At 59.8% G+C, this 23,689-nt stretch carries 23 protein-coding genes; 8 read left to right on the top strand and 15 right to left on the bottom strand.

Annotated elements, in window-relative coordinates:
• Window positions 1-114 precede the first annotated feature (114 nt).
• From purL to grxD, 4 genes are all read left to right on the top strand, one after another.
• On the top strand, window positions 115-2,280 hold the full coding sequence (gene purL / locus RXV86_RS20440; RefSeq protein WP_316302387.1) for a phosphoribosylformylglycinamidine synthase subunit PurL: 2,166 nt from the start codon (window positions 115-117) through the stop codon (window positions 2,278-2,280).
• 227 nt (window positions 2,281-2,507) lie between these two features.
• Window positions 2,508-2,804 carry a hypothetical protein gene (locus tag RXV86_RS20445; protein WP_316302388.1) on the top strand — a complete coding sequence of 99 codons (297 nt, stop codon included), beginning with the start codon at window positions 2,508-2,510 and terminating at the stop codon, window positions 2,802-2,804.
• Between the two features lie 88 nt (window positions 2,805-2,892).
• A complete protein-coding gene (locus RXV86_RS20450; protein WP_316302389.1) occupies window positions 2,893-3,129 on the top strand; it encodes a BolA/IbaG family iron-sulfur metabolism protein in 237 nt (78 codons plus the stop codon).
• Between the two features lie 36 nt (window positions 3,130-3,165).
• Window positions 3,166-3,528 carry a Grx4 family monothiol glutaredoxin gene (gene grxD / locus RXV86_RS20455; RefSeq protein ID WP_316302390.1) on the top strand — a complete coding sequence of 121 codons (363 nt, stop codon included), beginning with the start codon at window positions 3,166-3,168 and terminating at the stop codon, window positions 3,526-3,528.
• Window positions 3,529-3,561: 33 nt separating this feature from the next.
• Here the strand turns inward: grxD and RXV86_RS20460 are convergent, their stop codons facing one another.
• The 15 genes from RXV86_RS20460 to pyrH all read right to left on the bottom strand — a co-directional run bounded on the left by RXV86_RS20460 (window position 3,562) and on the right by pyrH (window position 18,651).
• Entirely contained in the window at window positions 3,562-4,932 is a 1,371-nt protein-coding gene (locus RXV86_RS20460; RefSeq protein WP_316302391.1) for a cytochrome P450, read from the bottom strand.
• The gene (locus RXV86_RS20465; protein ID WP_316302392.1) at window positions 4,929-6,143 is read right to left on the bottom strand and encodes a hypothetical protein; all 1,215 of its coding nucleotides are present in this window, start codon (window positions 6,141-6,143) and stop codon (window positions 4,929-4,931) included. The genes RXV86_RS20460 and RXV86_RS20465 overlap by 4 nt, the downstream gene beginning before the upstream one ends.
• Before the next feature lie 98 nt (window positions 6,144-6,241).
• On the bottom strand, window positions 6,242-7,393 hold the full coding sequence (gene lpxB / locus RXV86_RS20470; RefSeq protein ID WP_316302393.1) for a lipid-A-disaccharide synthase: 1,152 nt from the start codon (window positions 7,391-7,393) through the stop codon (window positions 6,242-6,244).
• The gene (locus RXV86_RS20475; protein ID WP_316302394.1) at window positions 7,390-8,280 is read right to left on the bottom strand and encodes a UDP-2,3-diacylglucosamine diphosphatase LpxI; all 891 of its coding nucleotides are present in this window, start codon (window positions 8,278-8,280) and stop codon (window positions 7,390-7,392) included. Before RXV86_RS20475 ends, lpxB begins: the two co-directional genes overlap by 4 nt.
• 4 nt (window positions 8,281-8,284) lie before the next feature.
• Window positions 8,285-9,076, bottom strand: coding sequence for an acyl-ACP--UDP-N-acetylglucosamine O-acyltransferase (gene lpxA, locus RXV86_RS20480; RefSeq protein ID WP_316302395.1), 792 nt, complete (start codon window positions 9,074-9,076; stop codon window positions 8,285-8,287).
• Window positions 9,073-9,543 (bottom strand): 3-hydroxyacyl-ACP dehydratase FabZ, encoded by a 471-nt coding sequence (gene fabZ, locus RXV86_RS20485; protein WP_316302396.1) that lies wholly within the window; start codon window positions 9,541-9,543, stop codon window positions 9,073-9,075. Before fabZ ends, lpxA begins: the two co-directional genes overlap by 4 nt.
• 132 nt (window positions 9,544-9,675) lie before the next feature.
• Window positions 9,676-10,302, bottom strand: coding sequence for an OmpH family outer membrane protein (locus RXV86_RS20490; protein WP_316302397.1), 627 nt, complete (start codon window positions 10,300-10,302; stop codon window positions 9,676-9,678).
• Window positions 10,303-10,366: 64 nt separating this feature from the next.
• On the bottom strand, window positions 10,367-12,769 hold the full coding sequence (bamA, locus tag RXV86_RS20495) for an outer membrane protein assembly factor BamA (protein ID WP_316302398.1): 2,403 nt from the start codon (window positions 12,767-12,769) through the stop codon (window positions 10,367-10,369).
• A gap of 128 nt (window positions 12,770-12,897) precedes the next feature.
• Window positions 12,898-13,023 carry a hypothetical protein gene (locus RXV86_RS20500; protein WP_316302399.1) on the bottom strand — a complete coding sequence of 42 codons (126 nt, stop codon included), beginning with the start codon at window positions 13,021-13,023 and terminating at the stop codon, window positions 12,898-12,900.
• Window positions 13,024-13,168: 145 nt separating this feature from the next.
• Window positions 13,169-14,518 carry an RIP metalloprotease RseP gene (rseP, locus tag RXV86_RS20505; RefSeq protein ID WP_316302400.1) on the bottom strand — a complete coding sequence of 450 codons (1,350 nt, stop codon included), beginning with the start codon at window positions 14,516-14,518 and terminating at the stop codon, window positions 13,169-13,171.
• A gap of 27 nt (window positions 14,519-14,545) precedes the next feature.
• Window positions 14,546-15,715, bottom strand: a complete 1,170-nt coding sequence (gene dxr / locus RXV86_RS20510; protein ID WP_316302401.1) for a 1-deoxy-D-xylulose-5-phosphate reductoisomerase — start codon at window positions 15,713-15,715, stop codon at window positions 14,546-14,548.
• Window positions 15,712-16,494 (bottom strand): CDP-archaeol synthase, encoded by a 783-nt coding sequence (locus tag RXV86_RS20515; RefSeq protein ID WP_316302402.1) that lies wholly within the window; start codon window positions 16,492-16,494, stop codon window positions 15,712-15,714. Before RXV86_RS20515 ends, dxr begins: the two co-directional genes overlap by 4 nt.
• On the bottom strand, window positions 16,491-17,228 hold the full coding sequence (gene uppS, locus RXV86_RS20520; protein WP_316302403.1) for a polyprenyl diphosphate synthase: 738 nt from the start codon (window positions 17,226-17,228) through the stop codon (window positions 16,491-16,493). Before uppS ends, RXV86_RS20515 begins: the two co-directional genes overlap by 4 nt.
• 73 nt (window positions 17,229-17,301) lie before the next feature.
• Window positions 17,302-17,865 carry a ribosome recycling factor gene (frr, locus tag RXV86_RS20525; protein WP_316302404.1) on the bottom strand — a complete coding sequence of 188 codons (564 nt, stop codon included), beginning with the start codon at window positions 17,863-17,865 and terminating at the stop codon, window positions 17,302-17,304.
• Window positions 17,866-17,913: 48 nt separating this feature from the next.
• Complete coding sequence (gene pyrH / locus RXV86_RS20530; protein ID WP_316302405.1) at window positions 17,914-18,651, bottom strand: UMP kinase; 738 nt, start codon at window positions 18,649-18,651, stop codon at window positions 17,914-17,916.
• 128 nt (window positions 18,652-18,779) lie between these two features.
• Between pyrH and miaA the strand changes: the two genes are divergently transcribed.
• The 4 genes from miaA (at window position 18,780) to RXV86_RS20550 (ending at window position 23,685) form a co-directional block, all read left to right on the top strand.
• On the top strand, window positions 18,780-19,640 hold the full coding sequence (gene miaA / locus RXV86_RS20535) for a tRNA (adenosine(37)-N6)-dimethylallyltransferase MiaA (protein ID WP_316302406.1): 861 nt from the start codon (window positions 18,780-18,782) through the stop codon (window positions 19,638-19,640).
• 73 nt (window positions 19,641-19,713) lie between these two features.
• The gene (locus tag RXV86_RS20540) at window positions 19,714-20,520 is read left to right on the top strand and encodes an AraC family transcriptional regulator (RefSeq protein ID WP_316302407.1); all 807 of its coding nucleotides are present in this window, start codon (window positions 19,714-19,716) and stop codon (window positions 20,518-20,520) included.
• 277 nt (window positions 20,521-20,797) lie between these two features.
• The gene (locus RXV86_RS20545; RefSeq protein ID WP_316302408.1) at window positions 20,798-22,474 is read left to right on the top strand and encodes an ABC transporter substrate-binding protein; all 1,677 of its coding nucleotides are present in this window, start codon (window positions 20,798-20,800) and stop codon (window positions 22,472-22,474) included.
• Between the two features lie 125 nt (window positions 22,475-22,599).
• Window positions 22,600-23,685, top strand: a complete 1,086-nt coding sequence (locus RXV86_RS20550; protein ID WP_316302409.1) for an ABC transporter permease — start codon at window positions 22,600-22,602, stop codon at window positions 23,683-23,685.
• The last annotated feature ends 4 nt before the right edge of the window (window positions 23,686-23,689 follow it).

A 23,689-nucleotide genomic window follows, 5' to 3' on the forward strand; every position in this document is an offset into this window, starting at 1 on the left:
CGCCAGCCCAGGTGAAAAAAGCGTCATTCCCGCTTTCCTGCGCGGTTGCGCCCCTTCCATGCCGCGCGCCCATGGCTTAAGAGACCCGCAATCGCGCCATTTGGGGAAGAGCACATGACCGAACCCGCCATCACCGAAGAGCTGATCGAAGCCCACGGATTGAAGCCCGACGAATACGAGCGAATTCTCGAAATCATCGGCCGCGAGCCCACGTTCACCGAGTTGGGCATCTTCTCGGCGATGTGGAACGAGCATTGTTCCTACAAATCCTCCAAGAAATGGCTACGCACCCTGCCCACCCAGGGTCCGCAGGTCATCTGCGGCCCCGGCGAAAACGCCGGTGTAGTCGATATCGGTGACAACCAGGCCGTGATCTTCAAGATGGAGAGCCACAACCACCCTTCGTACATCGAGCCCTACCAAGGTGCGGCCACCGGCGTGGGTGGCATCCTGCGCGACGTCTTCACCATGGGCGCCCGGCCCATCGCGGCGATGAACTCGCTCAGCTTCGGTGAGATCGGCCACCACAAGACCAGACAACTGGTGCACGGCGTTGTCGAGGGTGTGGGCGGCTACGGCAACTGTTTCGGCGTCCCAACTGTGGGCGGTGAGGTCCGGTTCGACCCGGCTTACAACGGCAACTGCCTTGTAAACGCCTTTGCCGCCGGCCTGGCGGACGCGGATAAGATCTTCTACTCGGCCGCCTCAGGCATCGGTATGCCTGTTGTCTACCTCGGTGCCAAGACCGGCCGAGACGGCGTCGGCGGCGCAACCATGGCCAGTGCCGAGTTCGACGAAAGCATCGAGGAAAAGCGCCCCACGGTTCAGGTTGGCGACCCCTTCACCGAGAAACGCCTGATGGAGGCCACGCTGGAGCTGATGCAAACCGGCGCGGTGATCTCGATCCAGGACATGGGCGCGGCGGGCCTGACATGTTCTGCTGTGGAAATGGGCGACAAGGGCGGCCTCGGTGTCAAGCTGCAACTCGACGATGTGCCGCAGCGCGAAGAGAACATGACCGCCTACGAGATGATGCTCTCGGAGAGCCAGGAACGCATGCTTATGGTCCTGCGCCCGGAGAAAGAGGCCGAAGCCCGCGCAGTGTTCGAGAAATGGGACCTCGATTTCGCCATCGTCGGCGAAACCATCCCCGAAGACCGCTTCCTCATCCTGCATGGCAACGAGGTTAAAGCTGACCTGCCGTTGGCGACCCTGTCGGGCAGCGCCCCCGAATATGACCGCCCTTGGGTGCCGACCGAAGCGGCTGATCCGCTGGATACCTCCACCGTCCCGGGGATCGACCCCATTGACGGGCTCAAGGCGCTGATCTCCTCCCCCAACTATGCGGCCAAACAGTGGGTTTACGAACAGTACGACACCATGGTCATGGCCGACACCGTGCGCAACCCGGGCCTTGGCGCGGGTGTGATTAGGGTGCATGACACCGGCAAGATGCTGGCTTTCACCTCGGACGTCTCGCCCCGTTACGTCAAAGCCAACCCCACCGAGGGCGGCAAACAGGCCGTGGCCGAGGCCTATCGCAACCTCACCGCAGTCGGCGCCACGCCGCTGGCCTCGACCGACAACCTCAATTTTGGCAACCCCGAAAAGCCTGAGATCATGGGCCAGTTCGTCGGCGCGATCAAAGGCATCGGCGAGGCGGTTGCCGCCCTCGACATGCCGATCGTGTCGGGCAACGTCTCACTCTACAATGAAACCGACGGCACCGGCATCCTGCCCACGCCGACCATCGCCGCTGTTGGACTAATCAAATCGGAAGAAGATGCGATTCTCGATGGCGCCCGCGATGGCCACGTCGCTTTGGTCATCGGTGAAACCAACGGCCATTTAGGACAATCCGCCCTTCTGGCCGAAGTCTTCAACCGCGTCGAAGGTGATGCCCCCAGCGTCAACCTTGAAGCCGAGAAGAAACACGGCGACTTCATCCGCGCCAATGTCGAGCTGATCAAGGCGTGCACCGACCTTTCCGACGGTGGTATGGCGCTTGCCGCTTTTGAGATGGCTGAGGCTGCTGGTGTGGGCGTTCAGCTTGATGAGGCGGACACAGCTCAGCTCTTTGGTGAGGACCAGGCGCGTTACCTCGTGGCCTGCAACTTCGATCAGGCCGAAGGGCTGATGCTCGCCGCTGGTCAGGCCGGAGTACCGATAGCCAGCGTCGGCCGCTTTACCGGCGGCAATGTCCGTATCGGCGGTTCCGAAGCCTCACTGGAAGAGCTCTCTGCGCTCTACCGTTCCGCATTCGAAGAGGCCGTGGGCTGAGCCCCGTTCTGCCAGAGCTAACCCCGGATTGCGCAACCTGCGCGGCCTATTGTTGTGTCGCGCTGGCTTTTGATCGTGGTGACAGTTTCGCCATCGACAAGCCGGCAGGTACCCCTTGCCCCAACCTCAACCGGCGTCTTTGTGCAATCCACGAAGATCTTGACCAACAGGGTTTTTCGGGCTGCATCCGCTATCAATGCGCCGGAGCCGGACAGCGGGCGCTTGCCTTGCATGGCAGCGCAAGCTGGCAGGATGACCTCACCCGCCTCGCCGCACAAAGTGATACATTCCGCCACCTGCGTATCCTGCATGACCTAATTCAACTTCTGATCACCGCACAGGTCCTGCCTTTACCGCCAGAGACCGAGGCAGAACGCCAATCGCTTCTCAGCGCACTCTGCCCAACTGAGATGACGTCAGAATCGGCCGCCCACCTCGCCACCGGTCCGCTGCCTGACATGGTGCGCGGTTACCTCAAATCACTCGCCGCGTTCGCAGCAAGCAATCCTGCGTCAAATACATAGCTTTTCGTCGCACCGGGCGCTTCACGCCTTGCACCGCCCTGACACGCCGCCTAAATTAAACCCAACAGGATTGATAAGGAATACCCACATGGCCGTTCATGCCCAGGAACTCGAAGACCTGCTCCGCGCCGCTTTTCCCGATGCCGAGATCGCTGTTGATGGCGCCGATGGCCGTCACATGTCGGCCATGGTTGTTGATGAGAGCTTTCGTGGCAAGAACCGGGTCCAGCAACAACGCGCCGTCTATGCCGCTTTGAAGGGTAAGATGGACGGCTCAGACGGTGAACTGCACGCGCTGGCCCTGACCACCCGCGCACCGGACTAATCCAAGAACATCCCTCTATCGAACAGGAAAACCAAAATGAGCGACGCAAAAACCCGGATCGACGAAACCGTCAAAGCCAATGACGTGGTGCTTTACATGAAAGGTACCAAGACGATGCCGCAATGCGGGTTCTCGTCCCGCGTGGCCGGCGTGCTGAACTACATGGGCGTCGATTTCGCCGATGTTAACGTGCTGGAAGACGAAGCTATCCGCCAGGGCATCAAGGACTATTCCGACTGGCCTACCATTCCCCAGCTCTACGTCAAGGGCGAGTTCGTCGGCGGCTGTGACATCATCACCGAGATGACCCTCTCGGGCGAGCTCGACACCCTGTTCGAGGAAAGCGGCGTCACTTACGACAAGGACGCCGCCAACAAGATCCGCGAAGCCAACGGATAGATGATTCCGTAGGGTGCGCATTCACTGCGCACCTTACCCCCGCTTTGCGATCTTGAGCCAGATCCCATCCTTTCCGCGCACCGTCAGATGCGCCACCGGCATGGCCGGGCGTTCGGGCACCAGTTCGAACCGATAGGCCCGCACCATCATCGACAGCAATAACGGCCCTTCGACCATGGCAAATCCCGATCCTGTGCAGACCCTCTGGCCTGCGGAAAACGGGATATAGGCTTTACGCTGGCAATCCTTGCCATTCGGCGTATGCCAGCGGGCTGGATCGAACTCGTCCGGGCGCTCCCACAACCGCTCATGGCGATGCAGGTGCCAGGGTGACAGAACGATCTGGCTGCCCTCGGGCACATCGCGATCCCGGAAATGCTCGGGGCATGATGCTTCGCGCACCATCATCGGCACCGGTGGATAAAGCCGCATTGCTTCGCGGAACACGTCGCGGCTAAGCTTCAGCTTGGACATCGTTGAAAAAAATATCTTTTCCGGCTCGAGCTCGAACTGCGCCTCGACGGCGAGCTTGTCCTGCCATTCGGGATGCATTGCCAACAGATAAAGCGACCAGGCCAGCGCGCTGGCGCTGGTCTCATGCCCTGCAAGGAAGAAGATCGCCACCTGGTCGACCATTTCCTCGGTATCGAACACATCACCCGTCAGCGGATCAGCCGTGGTCATGATCTTGGTGGCAAGATCATCCGGCGCTGTCCCTGCCGTGATCTCGTCCATCCGCTGGGCGGTCAGCCGGGTGATCAACCCGCGAATGTCGCGCGCCGTGCTCTTGGTTTGACGGCTGTGAAACCGTGGAAACCAGCGCGGCAAAGGCAGCACCGCCCCAAGGTTCAACACTGGTTGCGCCCGTTGGTGCTCCTTGAACTTGGAAAACACCGCCCCTGCAATCTCGTGCTCAATCGGGATCGAGAACAGTGTGCGGAAAATCACGTCCGCCGCCGCGTGGCTGGTCTGGGCCTCGATTTCTTGTGGCGTTCCGTCGGCCAGCGCCTCCAACCGCGCAACTGCCGCCATCCCAGCATCCCACATGGCTGGGAAGACATCACGTAACCGTCCGCCCTCGAAGGCCGGGTCGATGATGCGGCGCTGACGTTTCCAGGTCTCGCCGTTGGTGATGAAGACCGAATTGCCCAACAGCGGCGCCAGCCCTTCGCGGATACGGTTAGATTTCGGAAAATCATCAGGTCGTTTGCGCAGCACTAGATCCACCAATGCTGGGTCATTGCACATGTAGGAGCGAAAAAACGGTGTGCGGAACTCGGCCATCCACGCGCGATAGAGCCGTGTGGGCTGGGCCGAAAGAATGTCCTGACGGAACAGTTTCGCATATCGTCTAAGGGATACTTTTCCTTGTCTCGCCGGGGGTTTGGGAGGCAATGCTGTCATTGGGCACCTACACTGGTGTACTTATTGACGGGCATCTCGATCCGGCTTTTCGAAGCGTTGCGACCGGTATATCGTACGCCCAACGCGATTGGGCCTGCCGTGATCCGGAAATAGTCGTAATCCCCCACCCGATCAAAGGCACAGAGATACTGGAAGTGTAGCCTGAAAAATCGCCAGCGCAGCTCCTTCCAGCGTTCTGGGCTCAACGTCTGGGTAAAGGCAGCGGAAAACACCAGTGGCCAGCGCTTGCCTTGCTCCGGCGCCACACCCGACACCGAAACCGGATCGCACAGCGCAAAGGCACAACCATCGCCGGGTGCAGTGACATCAACCCAGGTCAGCTCGTCGCGCTGGCATAGAAATAGAAGGTCACCCCGAAGCCGTGACGCTTGCGGCAAGAAAGACACCATTGGCACCACCTGCCCCAGCGACAGGAAGGACAGCACCGGTCCGCGCTCGGGCACCCGCCCCTCCCGGATCAGATCGGCCAGGATTGACACTGCCAGATGCGCACCCGAGGAATGGCCGACAACCAGCACCTCGTCACTGTCGCCTTGCAGCGCCTCGGCAATCCGATCGGCAAACGCACCCATTCGGGCCTCCAATTCGGGTGGATTGGCGCCCTTGGATTGGGCCGAATAGGCATAATCATGCATCAGGTAATAGGCAAAGAATTTGCTATCGCGTTTGCGGAACCACTCCAGAACGAAGGGTACGATCACCAGCCCACCCCAAGCCGCCCACGGATGGATCAGCGCCAGACCACGTCCGATCCCCCAGGCCAACACCAGCGCCAATAAAAGCTGCACCAATAGGAACACCACCGGGTAGAGCGCCGCAATCACCGGCCCCTTCCTGAGCCGCATTAGGCGGCGCAAGGCCCCGCTGGCGATATAGGTCCATGCAGTGCGGGCCAGCTGCACATAGGTGGCGATTACCCCCAATCCCATGGACTCGCGCACGATATCGGACCAGACCAGCACTTCGAAATCGGCCTCGGTTTCGTGCCCGTCCATGCGGCCCGTCACGTGCCATCCATAAGGCCCGTCCCCCTGTTTTGCCGATAATTCGATTTCGTATTTGGATATCTCTGCCTGCGCCGCGCCTTCCTTGCGAAAAAGCTCACGATAGCGGCGCGGGTGTATAGGGTCATAGCCAGGAATATAGAATACCCGGCGGCGGACTACACTGCTCTGGCCCTCGTTACCCATGGGGCATGCCTTCGGCTCTTTCCACGTATGTGTATGACGTTACCTGATCACTGGGGGAAGAAGAAGGTTGCATTGCATCATGAACCGGGGTCAAGTTATCAGCTCAGCCCACCAAGTACAGCGCGCGCTGCGCGCAGCCCCGGTGGCTCGGACCCACGGCCCAACCGCTCCATGGTCAATTCCAGGGCTTCGCGCTGTGCCTCGGGCGCATCCAATACCTTCAGCAACGCTTCGGCCATCGGTGCCGGCTGACATGCCTTCCCGATGAACTCGGGCACCAACCGCGTCTCGGAAACCAGTGACACAAGCGTCACCGTGTCGACCTTAAGCATCCGCGGAATTATCTGCCGCGATAGCCAGCCCATGTCATAGCCGATCACCATCGGCGTCCCCGCGGCCGCCAATTCCAGCGAGACCGTCCCCGACGCCGCCAGCGCCGTGTCCGCTGCCCGAAATGCCGCCCGCTTCACGTCGGCAAAACCCGCTTCATCCTGCCCACGCGGGTCGAGCAGAACCGGATTACCTGGCCATTCTGCAAGGATATCCTGCAACATTGCGGCCACGGGTGGGGCCGCAGGGATCACCGCTCGCAATCCGGGCCGTGCAGCAACCACTTTCTCCAATGTCTGTCCGAACCGTCCGGCAAGGCGCGACACCTCCCCCCGGCGCGAACCGGGCAGGATCAGCAGCATCTCACCGTCAATGCCATGTGCATCACGGAATGCTGTGGCCTCGGCCTCGCTTGCCACTGGCTCACTCACCACCGGATGCCCGACAAAATCGCATTCCATCCCGGCAGCCTGCATGTAAGGCGGCTCGAACGGCAACAGCGCCAGAACCTGATCTATATGACGCGCCATCTTCGCCGCGCGGCCCGCCCGCCAGGCCCAGACAGATGGCGCCACGTAATGCACCGTGCGTATGCCGCTGACGGGTTTGACCTTCTTTGCCACCCGCAGGCAGAAATCCGGGCTGTCGATGGTGACCATCACGTCCGGTTGCCATTCCAAGACATCCGCCACCACTTGGTCCCGGCGCCTGAACAGGTGGCGCAACCTGGGCAGCACCTCGGCCAACCCCATCACGCTCAGCTCGTCCATAGAGAACAGGCTTTCCAGCCCCTCTGCCGCCATCCGCGGCCCGCCAACGCCCTTGAATTCCACGTCCGGGGCCAGTTCCTTGAGCCCTGCCATCAAGGCCCCGCCCAGCTTGTCGCCAGACAGTTCCCCGGCGATCAGGTAGACCTTCACGGGCTCACCCAGAGGAACATCCCCATCGCATCGAGGATTGCCAGGGTCTGGGTCTGATCCAGCACAATCACCCCGCCCGATTTGATCACTATACCGTCCAATCCCGCCTCGGCCGCACGAATGGCCGTACCGGGGCCGATAGTGGGCAGATCGGCGCGGGTGTCTTGTCCGGGTTTGGGCGCCTTGTAGAGGATGGCACCGGCGCCTGGCGCATCATGCACCATGCCCGACAGCTCCGCCAGCCACGTTGCCAATTCCTCGGACAGACCGCCAGTGCTGACCATCATCTCATCGGCCCGTGCGGGCCGCTCGTAGTCCAGTGCCAGCGCCGTCAGCATCGCGTCGGTCCCGGTCTCGTTCTCACGGGCGATCACATCGCCCTTACGCATCACGCAAGCCTGGCCTAGATCTGCGCGCCCCATTTCGGCCAGAACTTCCTCGGCCGCATTGGCGTCATGGCGATGTCCTTCCCGTGGATTACGAACCGTCAGAACACCGGGTGACGGCAGCAGGTGCGGGGCCAGCTCATGCGCAGCACGGATGGTGAACCCGGTTTGTTCGAATATCGACAGCACCACGCGCAGCGCACCGTCATCGCCCTTTTGCAGCGCCTCCATAAACAGTGGTACCAGCGGCTTGGTTTCATCATCCAGCGCCGCTGGATCAAGCGCGGGCCGGTCGATGGACCCACACAGGCAAATCTCGCTCACCCCGGCCTCTCCCAGTGTCAGTAACAGCGTGCCTAGGGTTTCCAGCCGGAACCAGTGATCGACATCCAAGCCCTCGGGCCGTCTGTTGCCTTCGAGCGAACATACCAATGGTGCCTGGTCCTGCACCGCTGCCACTCGTCGAGGCAGATCGCCTCCCCCTGCTATCAGCGCCAGCATCGCCTCACCCCGGAGTCAGGAATGACCGGTCACTGCCGGCGGTCACGAACTCGACAATCTGGCGGACATAGTCGCTTTCCGTCTCTTCACCCAAACGGCGCGCGCGGTCCTGAAACGCACCGTCACCTTGCGCCAGCATCTGGAATGCCGCGCGCAGAGCGGTAATGTCGCTTCGGTCCACTCCGCGACGCTTTAGCCCAACGAGATTCAACCCATCCAGTTCGCCGCGCGGCCCCTGCACCAATCCATGCGGGATCACATCATTGGTCACCATGCTCAGCGCGCCGATGATCGCCCCCCGACCGATCCGCACCCATTGGTGAATGCCGCACAACCCGCCGACGATGACGTCATCCTCGATCAAGCAATGCCCGGCTATGGCCGAATTGTTGACGATGATCACCCGATCGCCGATCTGGGCGTCATGGGCCACATGGCACCCGGCCATGAACAACCCATCATCGCCAATCCGGGTGATGCCGCCGCCGCCCTCGGTGCCGGTGTTCATGGTAACGTGTTCACGAATGCGGTTTCGCGCGCCGACGATCAGGCGGGTCTTTTCCCCATGGAATTTCAGGTCCTGCGGGATTTCGCCGATCACCGAGAATGGAAAGACAACCGTATCTTCGCCAATCTCAGTATCACCGGTCACCACCACATGCGATTTCAGCACGACCCTGGGGGCGAGTGTCACATCCGGCCCAACCACGCAGAATGGGCCGATGATGCAACCCTCGGCAATCTCGGCCCCCGGCTCGATCACGGCCGAAGGGTGTATCTGCGCCGTGGCGCTCATCCCTGGCCGCCTGCATTGAAATCGACGTAAGCCGCAAACTCTGCCTCTGCGGCCACCTCATCGCCAACAACGGCGCGGCCGTGGAACTTGAAAATCTTACCGCCGGGCTTGCCACGCACTGTGGTGACATGCATTTCCAGTACGTCGCCGGGCACCACCTTGCGGCGGAATTTGCACTTGTCGACTGACATGAAATAAATCAGCAGGTCGGTGTCGATGATGTCCATTCCCACCCCCAGCATGACACCAGCGGTCTGAGCCATGGCCTCAATAATAGTGACGCCGGGCATGATCGGAGTGCCGGGGAAGTGGCCTTGGAAATGCGGCTCGTTCATGGTGACATTCTTGATGCCACGGGCGCTTTGAAATCCGTCGATATCCTCAACCTTGTCCACCAGAAGGAACGGATAACGGTGCGGAAGAATACGTTGAATAAGCCCGATATCCGCGCTTTTGAGATCTGCCATGATTTGTCCCTTCCTGTGCGGCCTGCCCCAGTGAGTCGTGGAAGCAATTTGCCTTCGTTTTGCAAGGATTTGCCGTCAAAGGCTTTAGCAATTCGGCCAGGGCGGGGCAAGCCGGACCGCCGCGTGAACCGGTCAGTCCTGCGCCGGTGCCTCTTGTGATGGATTGGTCGTGTTATTCGGTTGCGCGGGCTCGGATGGCGTGGTCGCCGGGACCGCGATGTTGCCCCCATCCCCAATCGCCAGATCGATCCGGCGCACCGCCTCGCTGGTTACGTCGACGGCCTCGGCGCGCCACAATACCGCCCGCAAGTCCAGAAGAACAGCAGCCCTGCTTGCCGCCATCATTTCCTCCAGAACCGGACCCGCCACCGTCAGAAACTGACGCTGGGCATTGTCGGCATCCGCTTGCCAGGCATTGGCCTTGGCGACTTGTTCGTTACGGATTCGCTGGACCTTTTCGTGAAATGCGTCCGCCTTGGCCCGAAACACCTCGGGTTCCAACTCGGATCGCTCCTGCGTCAGGGCCAGTTCCTCGGCCTCCAACTCGCCTTCCATCTGACGGTTTTCCTGGGACAATTCATCGTGCCGCGCCTTCAGTTCCGCCTGGACACGTTGCCCGAACCGGGTTTCTGCAAACAGACGGTTCGGGTCGATCAGCAGAATCGCGCTGTCAGGCAACCCAAACTCCTGCGCCCTCGTCCCCTGCGCCGGAAGAACCGTCAAAACGGCAGCGATCCCCAGCATCAGCCATTTGGCCACGCAGGTGATCGCGGTTGTTTTCCTTCGATGCCTTTTGGTTCCGACCGTGTTCACCGGCCCAACCTCAGAACTCGGTCGAAATGGTCAGCTCGAACAGCTGCTCCTGGTCCCAGGCCTGTTTCTTGAGCGGCTTGGACCAGTTCATCCGCAGCGGCCCGACCGGGGTTTTCCAGAACAGAGAGAGCCCCAGCACCTGCCGTGCGCCGCCATTAACCACAAACGTGCCGGGCGCCGCCGTGCGGTCCAGCCCCCAAACCGAGCCGATGTCGTAGAACACGCCGCCCTGGAGCCCGTATTCTTCAGGCAGGCCAAGCGGGAAGATCGCCTCGAACTGTGCCGTTGCATAGTAATTGCCGCCAAGGGCCTCGTTATAGGTGGCACCAACACAGCCGGCGGTATCACATTGCCGAGGACCAATCCCGTCGGCGTCAAAGCCGCGCATGATATTGTTGCCATAGAGGAAGCGGTCAATCGCGCGCGAGGCAGTTCCGCCACGATGGTTCAACATACCGGCCGCAAACGTGGCGCGCAGAGTCACTTCCTCGTTCAGAACCTTGGTCTGCGCGATAAGCTTGGCCGTCGACTTGACGAATTGCACGTCACCGCCCATGCCACCGAAATCCTGAGTGAAATCGACAAAGTAGCCTGCATTCGGATTTAGCCCACCACGGCGGGTGTCATACGAGAACGAATAGCCGATCGAGCTTGAAGTGCGGTAGCCAAGTTGCGCTTCGGTCGCAAGGATACTGGGTTGCGGTGCTGGCAGCGGAGGGGCGGGAAACGTTGGTCCGGAGCCAACGTAGTTGCGCATCTGCGAATGATCTAATTTGTAGTTCAAACCCACGCGCGCGTTTTCACTGATCGGGAACTCCAATCCGAACCCGAGATAACCGCGCTGCGTATCATATGGCGCAGAAAGGGTACTATCCGTCACCGCATACCCGAGGTTGAAATGCAGCGCGACATCGCGACCAAGAAAGGCCGGTTCGACAAAATCAAAATTGTAGCTCTGCTTGTCGCCAGCCCCCGAAATCCCCATGTTCAACTGTTGCCCACGACCCAGGAAGTTGGTTTCGGTAAACTCGACCGCAAGACCAAAACCGTCATCGGTGGAGTAGGATCCGCCAAAGCTCAACGACCCGGTGGTTGTTTCTTCGACGTCCACGTCGACCACGACCTGATCCGGCGAAGAACCTTCACGTGCGTTCACATCCGCCTTGCCGAAATAGCCAAGCGCGCGAATACGCTCGGCGCTTTCACGGATTTCACGCGGGTTGAACGGATCGCCCTCGACGATCTTGAACTGACGCCGCACCACCCGGTCCAGCGTGGTAGCGTTGCCTTCGATGTCGATCCGTTCGACAAAAATCCGCGGCCCTTTGGTCAGAATAAACTCTACGTCCAGGGTCAGGTCGCGATCATTGCGGGTGATCCGCGGCTCGACCCGCAGGAAGTCGATGCCCTTTTTGATGGCATAGCGCTCCATCCGGGCAATCGAATTCTCCACCAGGCTGGGCGAATAGACCACACCCGGCCGGACTTTGAGGATCGAGTGGAACTCATCAGCGTCCGCCGCATCCATATCCGAAGTCGTGGTGATCTCGCCAAATCGGAACTGCTGACCCTCTTCCACGTTGAAGGTCAGAAGATAACCGTCACGCTCACGCATCAACTCGGCATTAACGCCAGTTGTGCGGAAATCAACGTAACCTCGGCTAAGGTAGAAATCGCGCAGCACCTGTTGGTCGAACTGCAGACGATCCTCGACATAGCTGTCCTTTTTGATCAGCGCACGCAAAAGCCCGGCTTGCTTGGTCTCAAGCACACGGCGCAGGCGACGGTCCGAATACGCACGGTTGCCGACAAAGCCGATACGTTCGATCTCGGTCACACCGCCTTCGAAAATCTCGAATACCAGGTCGACCCGGTTGTCGGACCGACGAATGATTTTCGGGTTGATCCGAGCCCCGATCCTGGCGTTCTGATTATAGGCTTCGGCCAGAGTTTCCGCGTCGCGTTCGGCTTTGGTCGGGCTGAATACCAGACGCGGCTTGGATTCGATGAACGCTTCCAGATCATCGTCCTTTAGCCGCCGATTACCTTCAAACCGGATGCGGTTGATGGTCGGAAACTCTTTGACCGCAATCACCAGCTTGCTGCCACGTGGCTCAATCGTCACACTCTCGAAAAGGCCCGAGCCCAAAATCCGTTGATAAGCATCGTTCAACTGCGATGCAGACACCGTCTCACCGCGGGCGATTCCCGCGTAAGACAGGATGGTTCCGGCCTCGATCCGCTTGTTCCCTTCGATGGAAACGCTGCTGAAACGATAGCTCTGCGCATCTGCGGCTTGTGGCAGCGCCGCGAAAAGCGTTGTAATTGCAAGAAAAAGCGCAACGGTGAGTTCTTGAATTTTCACTGCATGGCCTGTGCGAGCCGATTGCCGACTCTGTTTTTTTTCTGTCATGGTTCTACCCGATCAGACACCCCTTTTGAAACCTGACTAAAGGGTATGGAGGGTCTTGTCAAAACCATGAAAAAGGCGCCCCGAAGGACGCCCGTCAACTTACCGAAGTTTTGCCTTCCACTGCCCGCTCAGAGCGAGCCGATCCAGGCCCCGGCCAGCAATGCCAGCCCGATGGTGCCAATATAGAGAATGCGGTCCCAATTCAGATCCCACAACAGGTGCAATCCGCGATATCCGTTTGTGATCGTTTGCATCGGTTCACTCTCTTCCTAGGTTCGTCTTGAAACCGAATGTGCAGGGCGAATATGTCAAACGCAGGCAGCAAATTGGGCAAGAATGTGGCATTCACCACATTGACCCCGGTTATTAGCCCGTTTCACACCATATCTTGTGGTTGCGTCAGGGACAAAACAGATCGTTCGACAGAGCAAACAGCATCACCGATAGCACCAGAGTCAGCCCTAATGTCATCAGAATACGCAGCGCTTTTTCCGACGGTGGGCGTCCGACAACGGCTTCAAACGCATAGAAAACCAGATGCCCGCCATCCAGAACCGGGATCGGGAACAGGTTCAAAAGCCCCACCGCAGTGCTGAGCACGGCAATAAACCAGACAAAGCTTTCTCCTCCCTGGCTGGCCATCTGGCCGGACACTTGGGCGATGCCGATCGGCCCCGACATGTTGCAGCTGGAAATCGCCCCGGTGATCATGTGCCACAGGCCTGAAATCGAGCCGGTAATGATCCGCCAGGTCTGTTTCACCCCACCAGTCACAGCAGCGCCCAGCCCCGCCGTTTCGGTGGCCGGTTCAAAGAACATGCCACCGGCGATGCCGATCCGCCAATAGGTCTTGAAACCGCCATCATCCTGCGGTTCGTCCACCCGACGCGGCACAAGCGTGAAATCCATCACCGTACCGGCGCGCCAGACCTTCAATACCATCGGTTGGCCGTTGCCGCCCTCGACCCGTTCTTTCAACTGGCTGAAGGCAAAAATCTCCGTGCCATCGATACTGGTGATCACGTCACCCACTTCCAACCCGATATCAAAAGCCACCGATTGCGGCGCCAGTCGTGTCACGATCGGTGGATTTGGATAAGGCCCGCCCACGGTAATCTCGGCCCCATCGCGGCGCACGCGATACTCAAGCGTCGGTTCGACTGGCAATGCGTCGTTGAAAGCCCCAAGAGCGACAGGATCATCAAACCCGGGAAGCGCCTGCCCTCCAATAGAGATCAGCTCGTCGCCGGGAACCAATTCCTGCACCTCCGCCGGCAACGGGCGCAATTCACCCACGGTCAACGGTTCGCGGGTCTGGCCCTGGGTCAGAATCACACCGGTGAACACGATAATTGACAGCGCGAAATTGAAAACCGGTCCAGCAGCCACCGTGGCCGCCCGCGCCCAGAGTGGCGCCCCCGACATGGTGTGGCGTCGTTCCTCTTCGGTCAGGTCGGCCACCACCTCTTCATCGGTGCCGGCCGAGGCCGCATTGGCATCGCCCAGGAACTTTACGTACCCACCAAATGGCAGCGCCGCGACTTGCCAACGAGTGCCGTGCTTGTCCATACGCGACCACAGCACCGGGCCAAACCCAAGGCTGAACACCTCGGCCTTGATCCCCGACCAGCGGCCAACGATATAATGGCCGTATTCATGCACGGCCACGATGACCGACAGGGCCACCACAAAGGCGATGATGTAAAAAGCGGTACCGCTTAGTTGCGGGAAGATTGCTGCGATATCCAAAGCTTTGCCCTGTTCTGCGCCCGGCCCCTACAGCCCAGCGGCGATGAATTCTGTTGCGCGGATACGGGCCATGTGGTCCGCCGCTGCGACGTTATCAAGGGTCATTTCGGCATCAATGAGGCCCAAATCCGACTCCAGCGCGGAAAGTACCTTATCAACGACAACGGTCATTGCGGTAAATTTGACCCGACGCGCGATGAAAGCATCCAGCGCGATTTCCTTGGCCGCGTTGAACACGGCCCCCGACAGCCCCCCCCGTGTCATGACGTCACGCGCCAGTCTCAATGCCGGGTAGCGTACTATGTCCGGCGCGCTGAAGTTTAACTGCCCGATCTGCGCAAGGTCCAGCCGATCCACCGGAAGATCCGCCCTTTCCGGCCAATTCAGCGCATAGCCGATAGCATGGCGCATGTCGCTTACACCCAGATGCGCCATCAATGCACCATCACGAAACCGCACCAGCGCATGGACAAGGCTCTCGGGATGCACCAACACTTCGATCATCTCCGGATTAATGCCGAAATACTCGCGGGTTTCGATCACTTCCAGTGCCTTGTTGAACATCGAAGCCGAATCAATGGTGATCCGTTGCCCCATGTCCCAATTCGGGTGTTGGCTGGCCTGTTCCACCGTCGCTTCGGCCAGTTTTTCCAAGGGCCAGTTGCGAAATGCCCCGCCGCTGGCAGTGATGATGATCCGCTCGACCGCCTCCATCTCTTCGCCCACCAGCGCCTGAAACACTGCCGAATGCTCACTGTCTACCGGCAACACAGTCGCGCCATGGGTCTTGGCCGTCTCCATCAACAAGGATCCCGCGGTCACCAGCGATTCCTTGTTGGCCAACGCCAATGTTGCCCCGTGTTCAACTGCCCGCAGGCCGGGTTTCAGCCCTGCAGCGCCGACGATCGCGCTCATCACCCAATCCGCAGGCCTTTCGGCGGCTTCCATCAAAGCTAATTCACCCGCGGCAGCCTGAACCCCTGACCCGCTCAAGGCGTCCTGCAAGTCACCCAGCAACTCCTCGTGTGCAGTTACTGCCAGGTCGGCTTTCAGCCGGATAGCATCCTCGGCCAGCCGGGCAATGTTGCGCCCACCGGAGAGGGCGACAACATCAAACCCGTCCGGCTCGCGCGCTATCAGGTCGATCGTCGATTGCCCGATCGACCCCGTGGCACCGAATATGGAAACCTTTCTCATCCCAGACCCGCAACCATGAGCCAGAGTGTGACCGCCACAGATGCGCCCAACATGGCATCGAACCGGTCCATCACGCCACCATGGCCGGGAATCAGGTTGGAACTGTCCTTGATCTTCATCTTGCGCTTGATCGCGCTTTCGGCGGCATCGCCCATCTGGCTGGCGAAGGACAGCACCGCCCCTGCCAACATCATTAATGACACCGAATGCTCATAGGCGCTGGCATACCACAAGCTGACCAATGCTGCCGCGATCCATCCGGCGATGATCCCGGCCCAGGTCTTCTTTGGGCTCACTTTAGGCCAAAATTTCGGCCCGCCGATGATTCGGCCTGCGAAATACCCGGCAATATCAGTGGCAATCACAACACCGACCAGCCACAGTGCCGGAGGCAGCCCGCCTTCGTTGCGCAGGGTCACCAGCCCGTAAACCCCAAGGAAAATCAATGCGGTATAGCCACCAACGATCAGCGGGTACTTTCCCGTGCGCCCGATCAGAACAATCAGAAGCAGGCCAAGGATGATCACTGCCACCCCGCCCGGCACGAAAAGCGCGGCGGCTAGCGCAAATCCGGCCAGTGCTGCCTCTTGCCGCGCTGCCGTCTCGTGCCTGGGGCGCACCATGCGCATCAACTCCCAAACGGCCAACCCACCGATCAACACGCCAAGGGCGGCAAACACATAGCCGCCCAGCCACAGTGCCACGGCGCCCACTGCGACCATCGCCAACCCCGAGGCCACGCGCGGCGCCAGATCGCCCCATTTCCCAGTATCGCTCATGTCTTCACCCCTCCGAACCTGCGGTCACGGGCACCGTATTTCGTCACCAGACCGGCAAAGATATCAGCCGAGAAATCCGGCCACAGCGTGTCGATGAATTCATATTCGGCATAGGCCGACTGCCACAGCAGGAAATTCGAAATCCGCGCTTCTCCCGACGTTCGGACCACCAAGTCAGGATCGGGCAAAACACAAGTATCCAAATATTTTGGCAGGGTTTCTTCATCCACTGTCTCCGGATCCAGCCGCCCGGCCGCCACATCTTGGGCCAGCCGCTTGGTGGCCCGTGCCACCTCGTCACGGCCGCCGTAATTCAGTGCAATCGTCAAATGCACCTTGTCATTGTCGGACGTCAGTTCTTCCAACTCGTCCATCAGCGCCTGCAGCTTCTTGTCGAGCCGCACCCGGTCGCCGATGAACCGCACCCGCACACCCTCTTCCTTGAGCGCCCGGGTTTCCTTGGTGATGTAACGGCGAAACAAGCTCATCAGCCCGGCCACCTCGACCTGGGTCCGCTTCCAGTTTTCCGTCGAAAACGCGAATATCGTCAGGTACTTGACGCCCAGATCGGGGCAGGCCTCGACAATCTCACGCACCCGACGCGCACCCGCATGATGACCAAAAAGCCGCGGACGTCCGCGCTGCGTAGCCCAGCGGCCATTGCCGTCCATGATGATGGCCACATGGCGTGGGCCGGATGCGGGTTTCGAGCCTGTGTCGTCTTTCGCGGCCATGGCCCACCCTTTCGATTTGGTCTCTGACCATTCGCGGCTGAAACCGCCCTCAGGACGGTCTCCCAGACGCGGCTTACACCTGCATGATTTCTTCTTGCTTGTGCTCCAGCGCCTCGTCGACCAGCTTGACGAACTTGTCGGTCAGCCCCTGGACTTCGTCATGCCAGAACCGCTGATCGTCCTCGCTCATGTCGTCCTTGTGCTTCTTGATTTGTTCCATGCCGTTATGACGGACATGACGGATCGCAACGCGTGCGCTTTCAGCATATTGCGCAGCGACCCGGGTCAACTCGCGGCGGCGCTCCTCGTTCAATTCTGGAATGGGCAGCATCACGATCGTGCCGTTGGTTTGCGGATTGATCCCCAAGCCGCTGTTCATGATGGCTTTTTCCACGGCGCCGACCAGCGACTTGTCCCACACGTTGATCGTCACCATGCGCGGTTCGGGCACGTTCACGGTACCCACCTGATTCAGCGGTGTCTGTGCGCCATAGGCATCTACCGTCACCGGATCCAGCATCGAAGCACTGGCCCGACCTGTCCGAAGCGAGGCAAACTCGGTCCTCAGCGCACCCATCGCCCCCGTCATCCGACGTTCCAGATCATCGGTATCCAGCATGAATTCTTCGTTGGACATGTTTTGCTCTCCCCTGGTCTTATGCGGGCTTCCGGCGACCGTTTTGCCCTATCCGCCCACCGTTGTATAGGTGCCTTTCCCGGCCAGGATGCCACGGAACCCGCCCGGTTCATCCAGCGAGAAGACGATGATCGGCAGGCTGTTGTCGCGCGCCAACGCTATGGCACTGGCATCCATCACCTTCAGGTGCTTGGTCAACACGTCATCATAGCTGATCTTGTCATACCGTACCGCATCCGGGTTGCCCACTGGATCCTTGTTATAAACCCCGTCCACCTTGGTGCCCTTGAAAATCGCTTCGCAGGCCATCTCGCTGGCCCGCAGCGTCGCCGCGGTATCGGTGGTGAAATAAGGATTTCCGGTGCCTGCAGCAAAAATGCAGACCCGCTTCTTTTCCAAATGCCGCACCGCACGGCGGCGAATGTAAGGCTCGCAAACCTGGTCCATCGGGATCGCCGAAATAACCCGTGTGAACACGCCCAGCGATTCCAACGCCGCCTGCATACCTAGAGCATTCATTACTGTTGCCAGCATCCCCATGTAATCAGCAGTCGTCCGCTCCATCCCCTGCGCACTGCCCTGAAGGCCACGGAAAATGTTGCCGCCACCAATCACCATGCAGATCTCGACCCCCATATCGTGGACCGATTTCACCTCTTCAGCGATTCGCTGAACCGTGGGCGGATGCAGCCCATAGCCCTGATCCCCCATCAGCGCCTCACCCGATATTTTCAACATCACACGTTTGAACGTGGTCTCGGTTTCGGGCGCGGCGGGATCGCTCATGGCATACTCCATCTGGGCAGCTTTGTGAAATTTGCCGCAAGATGTCGGAAATCGGCGCCGGTTTCAATCGGCTTTCGGCAACGCATTGCGGCCTTGCGCGTAAATCCCGGATCGGGCAAGCCCAAGGCATGATCAACCTTGACGACATCCCTGCCGACCGCCCGGTGCTGATCGCCGGCCCCACCGCCAGCGGTAAATCCGCGCTTGCGCTGGAGATAGCCGAGACACAAGGCGGAACCATCATCAACGCCGACGCGCTGCAGGTCTTTGCCAACTGGCAAATTCTGACCGCCCGCCCACCGCATGAAGACTTGATCCGAGCGCCCCATGCGCTTTACGGCCACGTCCCCGCAGATGTCGACTATTCCGTCGGCCACTGGCTGCGTGATTTAGATTCCTACCTGTCAACGACCCGTCCGATCATCGTCGGCGGGACCGGGCTCTACTTCACCGCCCTAACCGAAGGTCTCGCCCAGATCCCTCCGACGCCGCCGGATATCCGCGCCCACGCCGATACGCTTGGCCGCGAAGAGATGCTGGCTGCGCTGGATCCCGAGACCGCCGACCGCATCGACCGATTGAACCGGATGCGCGTGCAACGCGCCTGGGAGGTGCAGCGTGCCACAGGTCGCGGGCTGGCGGACTGGCAGGATGACACGCCGCCGCCAAGGCTGCCTCTCTCCGCCATCACCCCCTTGGTGATCGACGCCCCCAAGGAATGGCTGACCCCGCGGATCGAACGGCGTTTCGATCTGATGCTCGATGCTGGCGCCCTTGACGAAGCGCGGGCCAACCTGGCCCACTGGGACCCGAACCACCCGTCGTCTCGCGCCATCGGTGCACCCGAACTCATTGCCCATCTGCGCGGCGAACTGTCCCTGAATCAGGCCCGCGATGCCGCCATCATCGCCACGCGCCAATACGCCAAGCGCCAACGCACCTGGTTCCGGGCGCGGATGAAGGAATGGAACGCCCTGCAGGCGGCTTGACGATTTACATCATTTTTGGACAATACTTGGCGATGTCCAACGCAATTCCTGTCACATTCCGTACAATATTAAAATGAACGACGACATTCCACGCACGCACCCTCTGGCCCGGATCTCTGGTGGCGAAAGCTGGAGAATGTCCCTGCCCCACAGCACTGATTACGCCCGGCTCATTTGGCTGGCACGAGGCCACGGACAAATGATGATGGATGGGATACAACTTGCGGCATCGCCGAATATGGCGATCTTTGTTCCGGCCGAAACTCTCTTTTCGATGAGCGTTACCGGACCGCTTTTTGGAACGATGCTGTCGATCCCGGTTGGAGCTGACATCCCGTTGCCCCAGCATGCCCACGGGATACGGGTGCCATCCGCTCAAACTCAATCCGAATTGACGACATTGCTGGATGATATGATGCGCGAGCAGCAACGTGGCCTTGATTTTCACGCCCAGGCTGCTCGTGCTTACGCGATACTGATTTCGGTTTGGCTACGCCGCACCAGTCTGGTGGCGCCCCCTTTACCCGACCTGCGCGCAGACCAACGCCTGTCCCAGCGGTTTGCCCGCTTGATTGTGCGCGAATTTCGCAATGGCAAGCCGATGTCCTGGTTCGCCGAGCAGCTCGACGTGACCCCGGGCCATCTCAGCCGCGCCTGCAAACATGCCAGCGGTCAAAGTGCCTCAAACCTCCTCACCGGGCGGGTCTTGCATGAAACACGCCGACTGCTCGCCGACAGCTCGTACAAAATCGGTCGGATCGCTGCATATCTTGGATTTCGCAGCGCTTCGCATTTCACCCGTTTCGTACAGAATCAGACCGCCGCCTCACCCACGCGGTTGCGTATCGATGCCCCCCGCAGACGCGACTCTTCAGCCTAAGCCGTACCTGTCACAATAATTTTTGTGCATTTTCAACGGCTCGCACCCGTTTCTCATAAAACCGCTACGCGCCTTCAAAACTGACGCCATTGTCGGTTTACGACCCCGAAAGTGTCGTTTTTTTGATCCGAAATGCCGAAACCCACCGTTGACGGCACGGGGGTAAACATGCGGGAATGGTCCTCGCAATATTGGGGGAGAGTATTGCGAGCGGGGATGCCTCGCCTCTGCCCCAGATACGAATGAATAATGTCTACCGTGTCACAGGGAGAACAAGATGACGCAAATCACCGAGAATTCGAAACCGGTCCACAAGGCAGCTCTGATGCACGCTGAAGAAGTTAAGGCGGGCAAACTCAGCCGTCGTGAGTTTCTGACGCGCACCACCGCTCTTGGTGTGTCCGCCGCAGGCGCCTATGGCCTTCTAGGACTCGAAACCCCTGCCCATGCCGGCTCGCATGGAGTTAAGCGCGGCGGCACAGCTCGCATTCAAATGGAAGTTCGCGCATTCAAGGATCCACGCACATTTGACTGGACCCAAATTGCCTTCGTCGCCGCTGGCACGCTGGAATACATGGTCGAGTACAACAACGACGGTACCTTCCGCGGCATGTTGGTCGAAGGCTGGGACGTCAACGAAGATGCAACCGTTTACACTCTGCATGTCCGTCAGGGCGTCAAGTGGAACAACGGCGACGACTTCACTGCCGAAGATGTTGCTCGTAACATCGAAGGCTGGTGCGACAAGTCGGTCGAAGGCAACTCGATGGCCGGCCGTATGGCTTCGCTGATCGACGCGGACTCGGGCAAGGCCCGCGACGGCGCGATTAAAGTGGACGGCAACAAGGTTATCCTGACCTGCTCGACCCCAGACATCACCATCATCCCGGGCATGGCTGACTACCCGGCTGCGGTCGTGCACAAAGATATCGACCCCGCCGCAGGCTATGAGGCGCTCGTCGGCACCGGCCCGATGAAAGTCGATAGTGTCGAGGTTGGCGTCAAGGCCGTGATGAAAAAGACCGACCACGCCTGGTGGGGTGACACCGCGTTCGAAGAAGGTGGCTTCTATCTCGACACCATCGAATGCATCGACTATGGCACCGATCCGGCAGCCTGGGTCGCTGGTGCCGAAGCCGAAGAGGTCGACATCTTCTGGGAAACCGTGGGAGACTATGTCGACATTATGGACGGTCTGGGTTGGAACAAGTCGGAAATCGCGACCGGTTCGACCATCGTGATCCGCCCCAACCAGCACGCCAAAGACGAAGATGGCAATCTTCTTTACGGCGACAAACGTGCGCGTCAGGCCATTTCAATGGCGGTCGACAACGCGATCTGCCTGGAACTCGGGAACTCGAACAACGGTATCGCGGCCGACAACCACCATGCTGCTCCGGTCCACCCGGAAACCGACCCGAACGTCGGTCGTCTGCCGCATGACCCGGCCAAAGCGGCCGAGCTGTGGAAAGCCGCCGGTATGGCCGACAAGGAGATCGAACTGCACTCGATCGACGATGACTGGCGCAAGAACACCACCGACGCGGTGGCGGCTCAGCTGCGCGACGCAGGCATCAAGGTCAAACGGACGATCCTTCCCGGTTCGACGTTCTGGAACGACTGGGCCAAGTATCCCTTCAGCTCGACCAACTGGAACCACCGTCCGCTGGCCACCCAGGTCTGGGGTCTGGCCTACCGTTCGGGTGAAGCCTGGAACGAGTTCGGTTATGAAAACCCCGAGTTCGACGCGCTGCTGGCCGAGGCCAATGCGATTGCGGATGCCGATGCGCGCCGCGCGGTTGCGGCTAAGTGTCAGGCGATCCTGGTCGAAGACGGTGTGACGATCCAACCGTACTGGCGTTCGCTCTATCGTCACTACAACGACAACGTGGGCGGCTGCGACATGCACATCGCCTACCTGCCGCAGATCTACAAGTGGCACTCGAAGGCCTGATCTGCAAATACTAACAGGGCGCGCCACATCGGCGCGCCCTTTCCTTCCGGCGGGACGAAAACAACAATCCGCCGAAAACAGGCAGGCCTAAGAATCTGGCCGCCATGCCACCAACAGGGGCAACCATGGGACTCTTTATTCTACGCCGGGTGGGCGTGATGATACTGACGGCTTTATGCCTGACGTACATCGTCTTCTTCCTCACCAACCTCTATCCGAACCTTGAAAAACTGGCCAAGACCCAGGGCAACTTCCGCATGTCGGACGAAGCCGTGGCCTCGTGGCTGGAAAAGGGCGGATACCTGCAATCCACACCCAAGAAATATGCCGAATGGCTGGGCGTGGTTCCCTCTTACCGACACACTGATGCCGAAGGGGCCGTTACCGGGCGCTGCATCTATCCCGGAGTCGACCCCGAGAAAGCAGGCCGTTATTGCGGCATTCTCCAAGGGTACTGGGGCTTTTCATCCGTGTTCAAGGACGAGGTCGGCGCGATCATTGGCGTCCGGCTGGGACTTACCGGCAAGCTGATGCTCTGGGTCATGCTGCTGATGGTCCCATCGGCCCTGATCGTCGGCGTGTTGGCCGGGATGCGCGAAGGTTCGCGCACCGACCGCACGCTCTCGACCATGTCAATCGCTACCACGGCGACGCCGGAATACGTCTCGGGTGTGATTTTCATCGCATTGCTGGCGAGTTCGAAATACGGGCTTTCTCCGATGCTGGCCGAGGCCGGGCTGATCGAGGGCAAAACCCTGTTCAAGGGCACCGCAACAAGCGCAATGAAGTCGGCGAATTTCAACAATTTCTTCCTGCCGGTTCTGACCATTTCTCTGTACGGCATGGGCTATATCGCCCGGATGACGCGGGCCTCGATGGCCGAGGTGATGACCGCTCAATACATCCGGACCGCCCGCCTGAAAGGCGTCAGCTTCCGCAACATCGTGATGAAACACGCGCTTCGCAACGCACTCATCGCGCCCTTCACCGTCATCATGCTTCAGATACCCTGGCTTCTGAACGGCGTCGTCATTGTCGAGACGCTATTCAACTACAAGGGCTTCGGCTGGACCCTGGTTCAGGCGGCAAGCAACAACGACATCGAACTCCTGCTTGGGGTTTCGGTTGTCTCGGTCGTGGTCGTTCTGATCACACAGCTGATTTCTGACATCGGCTATGTGTTCCTGAACCCGCGTATCCGCATTTCATAAGGGA

The organism is Aliisedimentitalea sp. MJ-SS2 (assembly GCF_032586155.1).
Classification (GTDB): domain Bacteria; phylum Pseudomonadota; class Alphaproteobacteria; order Rhodobacterales; family Rhodobacteraceae; genus JAWHTC01.

Coding starts and splice junctions, on each gene's coding strand:
- RXV86_RS20475 (WP_316302394.1), bottom strand. CDS start 8,280: ATGCTGGCGCTGATAGCAGGGGGAGGCGATCTGCCTCGACGAGTGGCA.
- RXV86_RS20465 (WP_316302392.1), bottom strand. CDS start 6,143: ATGGGTAACGAGGGCCAGAGCAGTGTAGTCCGCCGCCGGGTATTCTAT.
- purL (WP_316302387.1), top strand. CDS start 115: ATGACCGAACCCGCCATCACCGAAGAGCTGATCGAAGCCCACGGATTG.
- uppS (WP_316302403.1), bottom strand. CDS start 17,228: ATGGCCGCGAAAGACGACACAGGCTCGAAACCCGCATCCGGCCCACGC.
- pyrH (WP_316302405.1), bottom strand. CDS start 18,651: ATGAGCGATCCCGCCGCGCCCGAAACCGAGACCACGTTCAAACGTGTG.
- lpxA (WP_316302395.1), bottom strand. CDS start 9,076: ATGAGCGCCACGGCGCAGATACACCCTTCGGCCGTGATCGAGCCGGGG.
- RXV86_RS20540 (WP_316302407.1), top strand. CDS start 19,714: ATGAACGACGACATTCCACGCACGCACCCTCTGGCCCGGATCTCTGGT.
- RXV86_RS20460 (WP_316302391.1), bottom strand. CDS start 4,932: ATGACAGCATTGCCTCCCAAACCCCCGGCGAGACAAGGAAAAGTATCC.
- RXV86_RS20545 (WP_316302408.1), top strand. CDS start 20,798: ATGACGCAAATCACCGAGAATTCGAAACCGGTCCACAAGGCAGCTCTG.
- RXV86_RS20500 (WP_316302399.1), bottom strand. CDS start 13,023: ATGCAAACGATCACAAACGGATATCGCGGATTGCACCTGTTGTGGGAT.
- RXV86_RS20515 (WP_316302402.1), bottom strand. CDS start 16,494: ATGAGCGATACTGGGAAATGGGGCGATCTGGCGCCGCGCGTGGCCTCG.
- RXV86_RS20450 (WP_316302389.1), top strand. CDS start 2,893: ATGGCCGTTCATGCCCAGGAACTCGAAGACCTGCTCCGCGCCGCTTTT.
- miaA (WP_316302406.1), top strand. CDS start 18,780: ATGATCAACCTTGACGACATCCCTGCCGACCGCCCGGTGCTGATCGCC.
- frr (WP_316302404.1), bottom strand. CDS start 17,865: ATGTCCAACGAAGAATTCATGCTGGATACCGATGATCTGGAACGTCGG.
- RXV86_RS20550 (WP_316302409.1), top strand. CDS start 22,600: ATGGGACTCTTTATTCTACGCCGGGTGGGCGTGATGATACTGACGGCT.
- bamA (WP_316302398.1), bottom strand. CDS start 12,769: ATGACAGAAAAAAAACAGAGTCGGCAATCGGCTCGCACAGGCCATGCA.
- grxD (WP_316302390.1), top strand. CDS start 3,166: ATGAGCGACGCAAAAACCCGGATCGACGAAACCGTCAAAGCCAATGAC.
- fabZ (WP_316302396.1), bottom strand. CDS start 9,543: ATGGCAGATCTCAAAAGCGCGGATATCGGGCTTATTCAACGTATTCTT.
- dxr (WP_316302401.1), bottom strand. CDS start 15,715: ATGAGAAAGGTTTCCATATTCGGTGCCACGGGGTCGATCGGGCAATCG.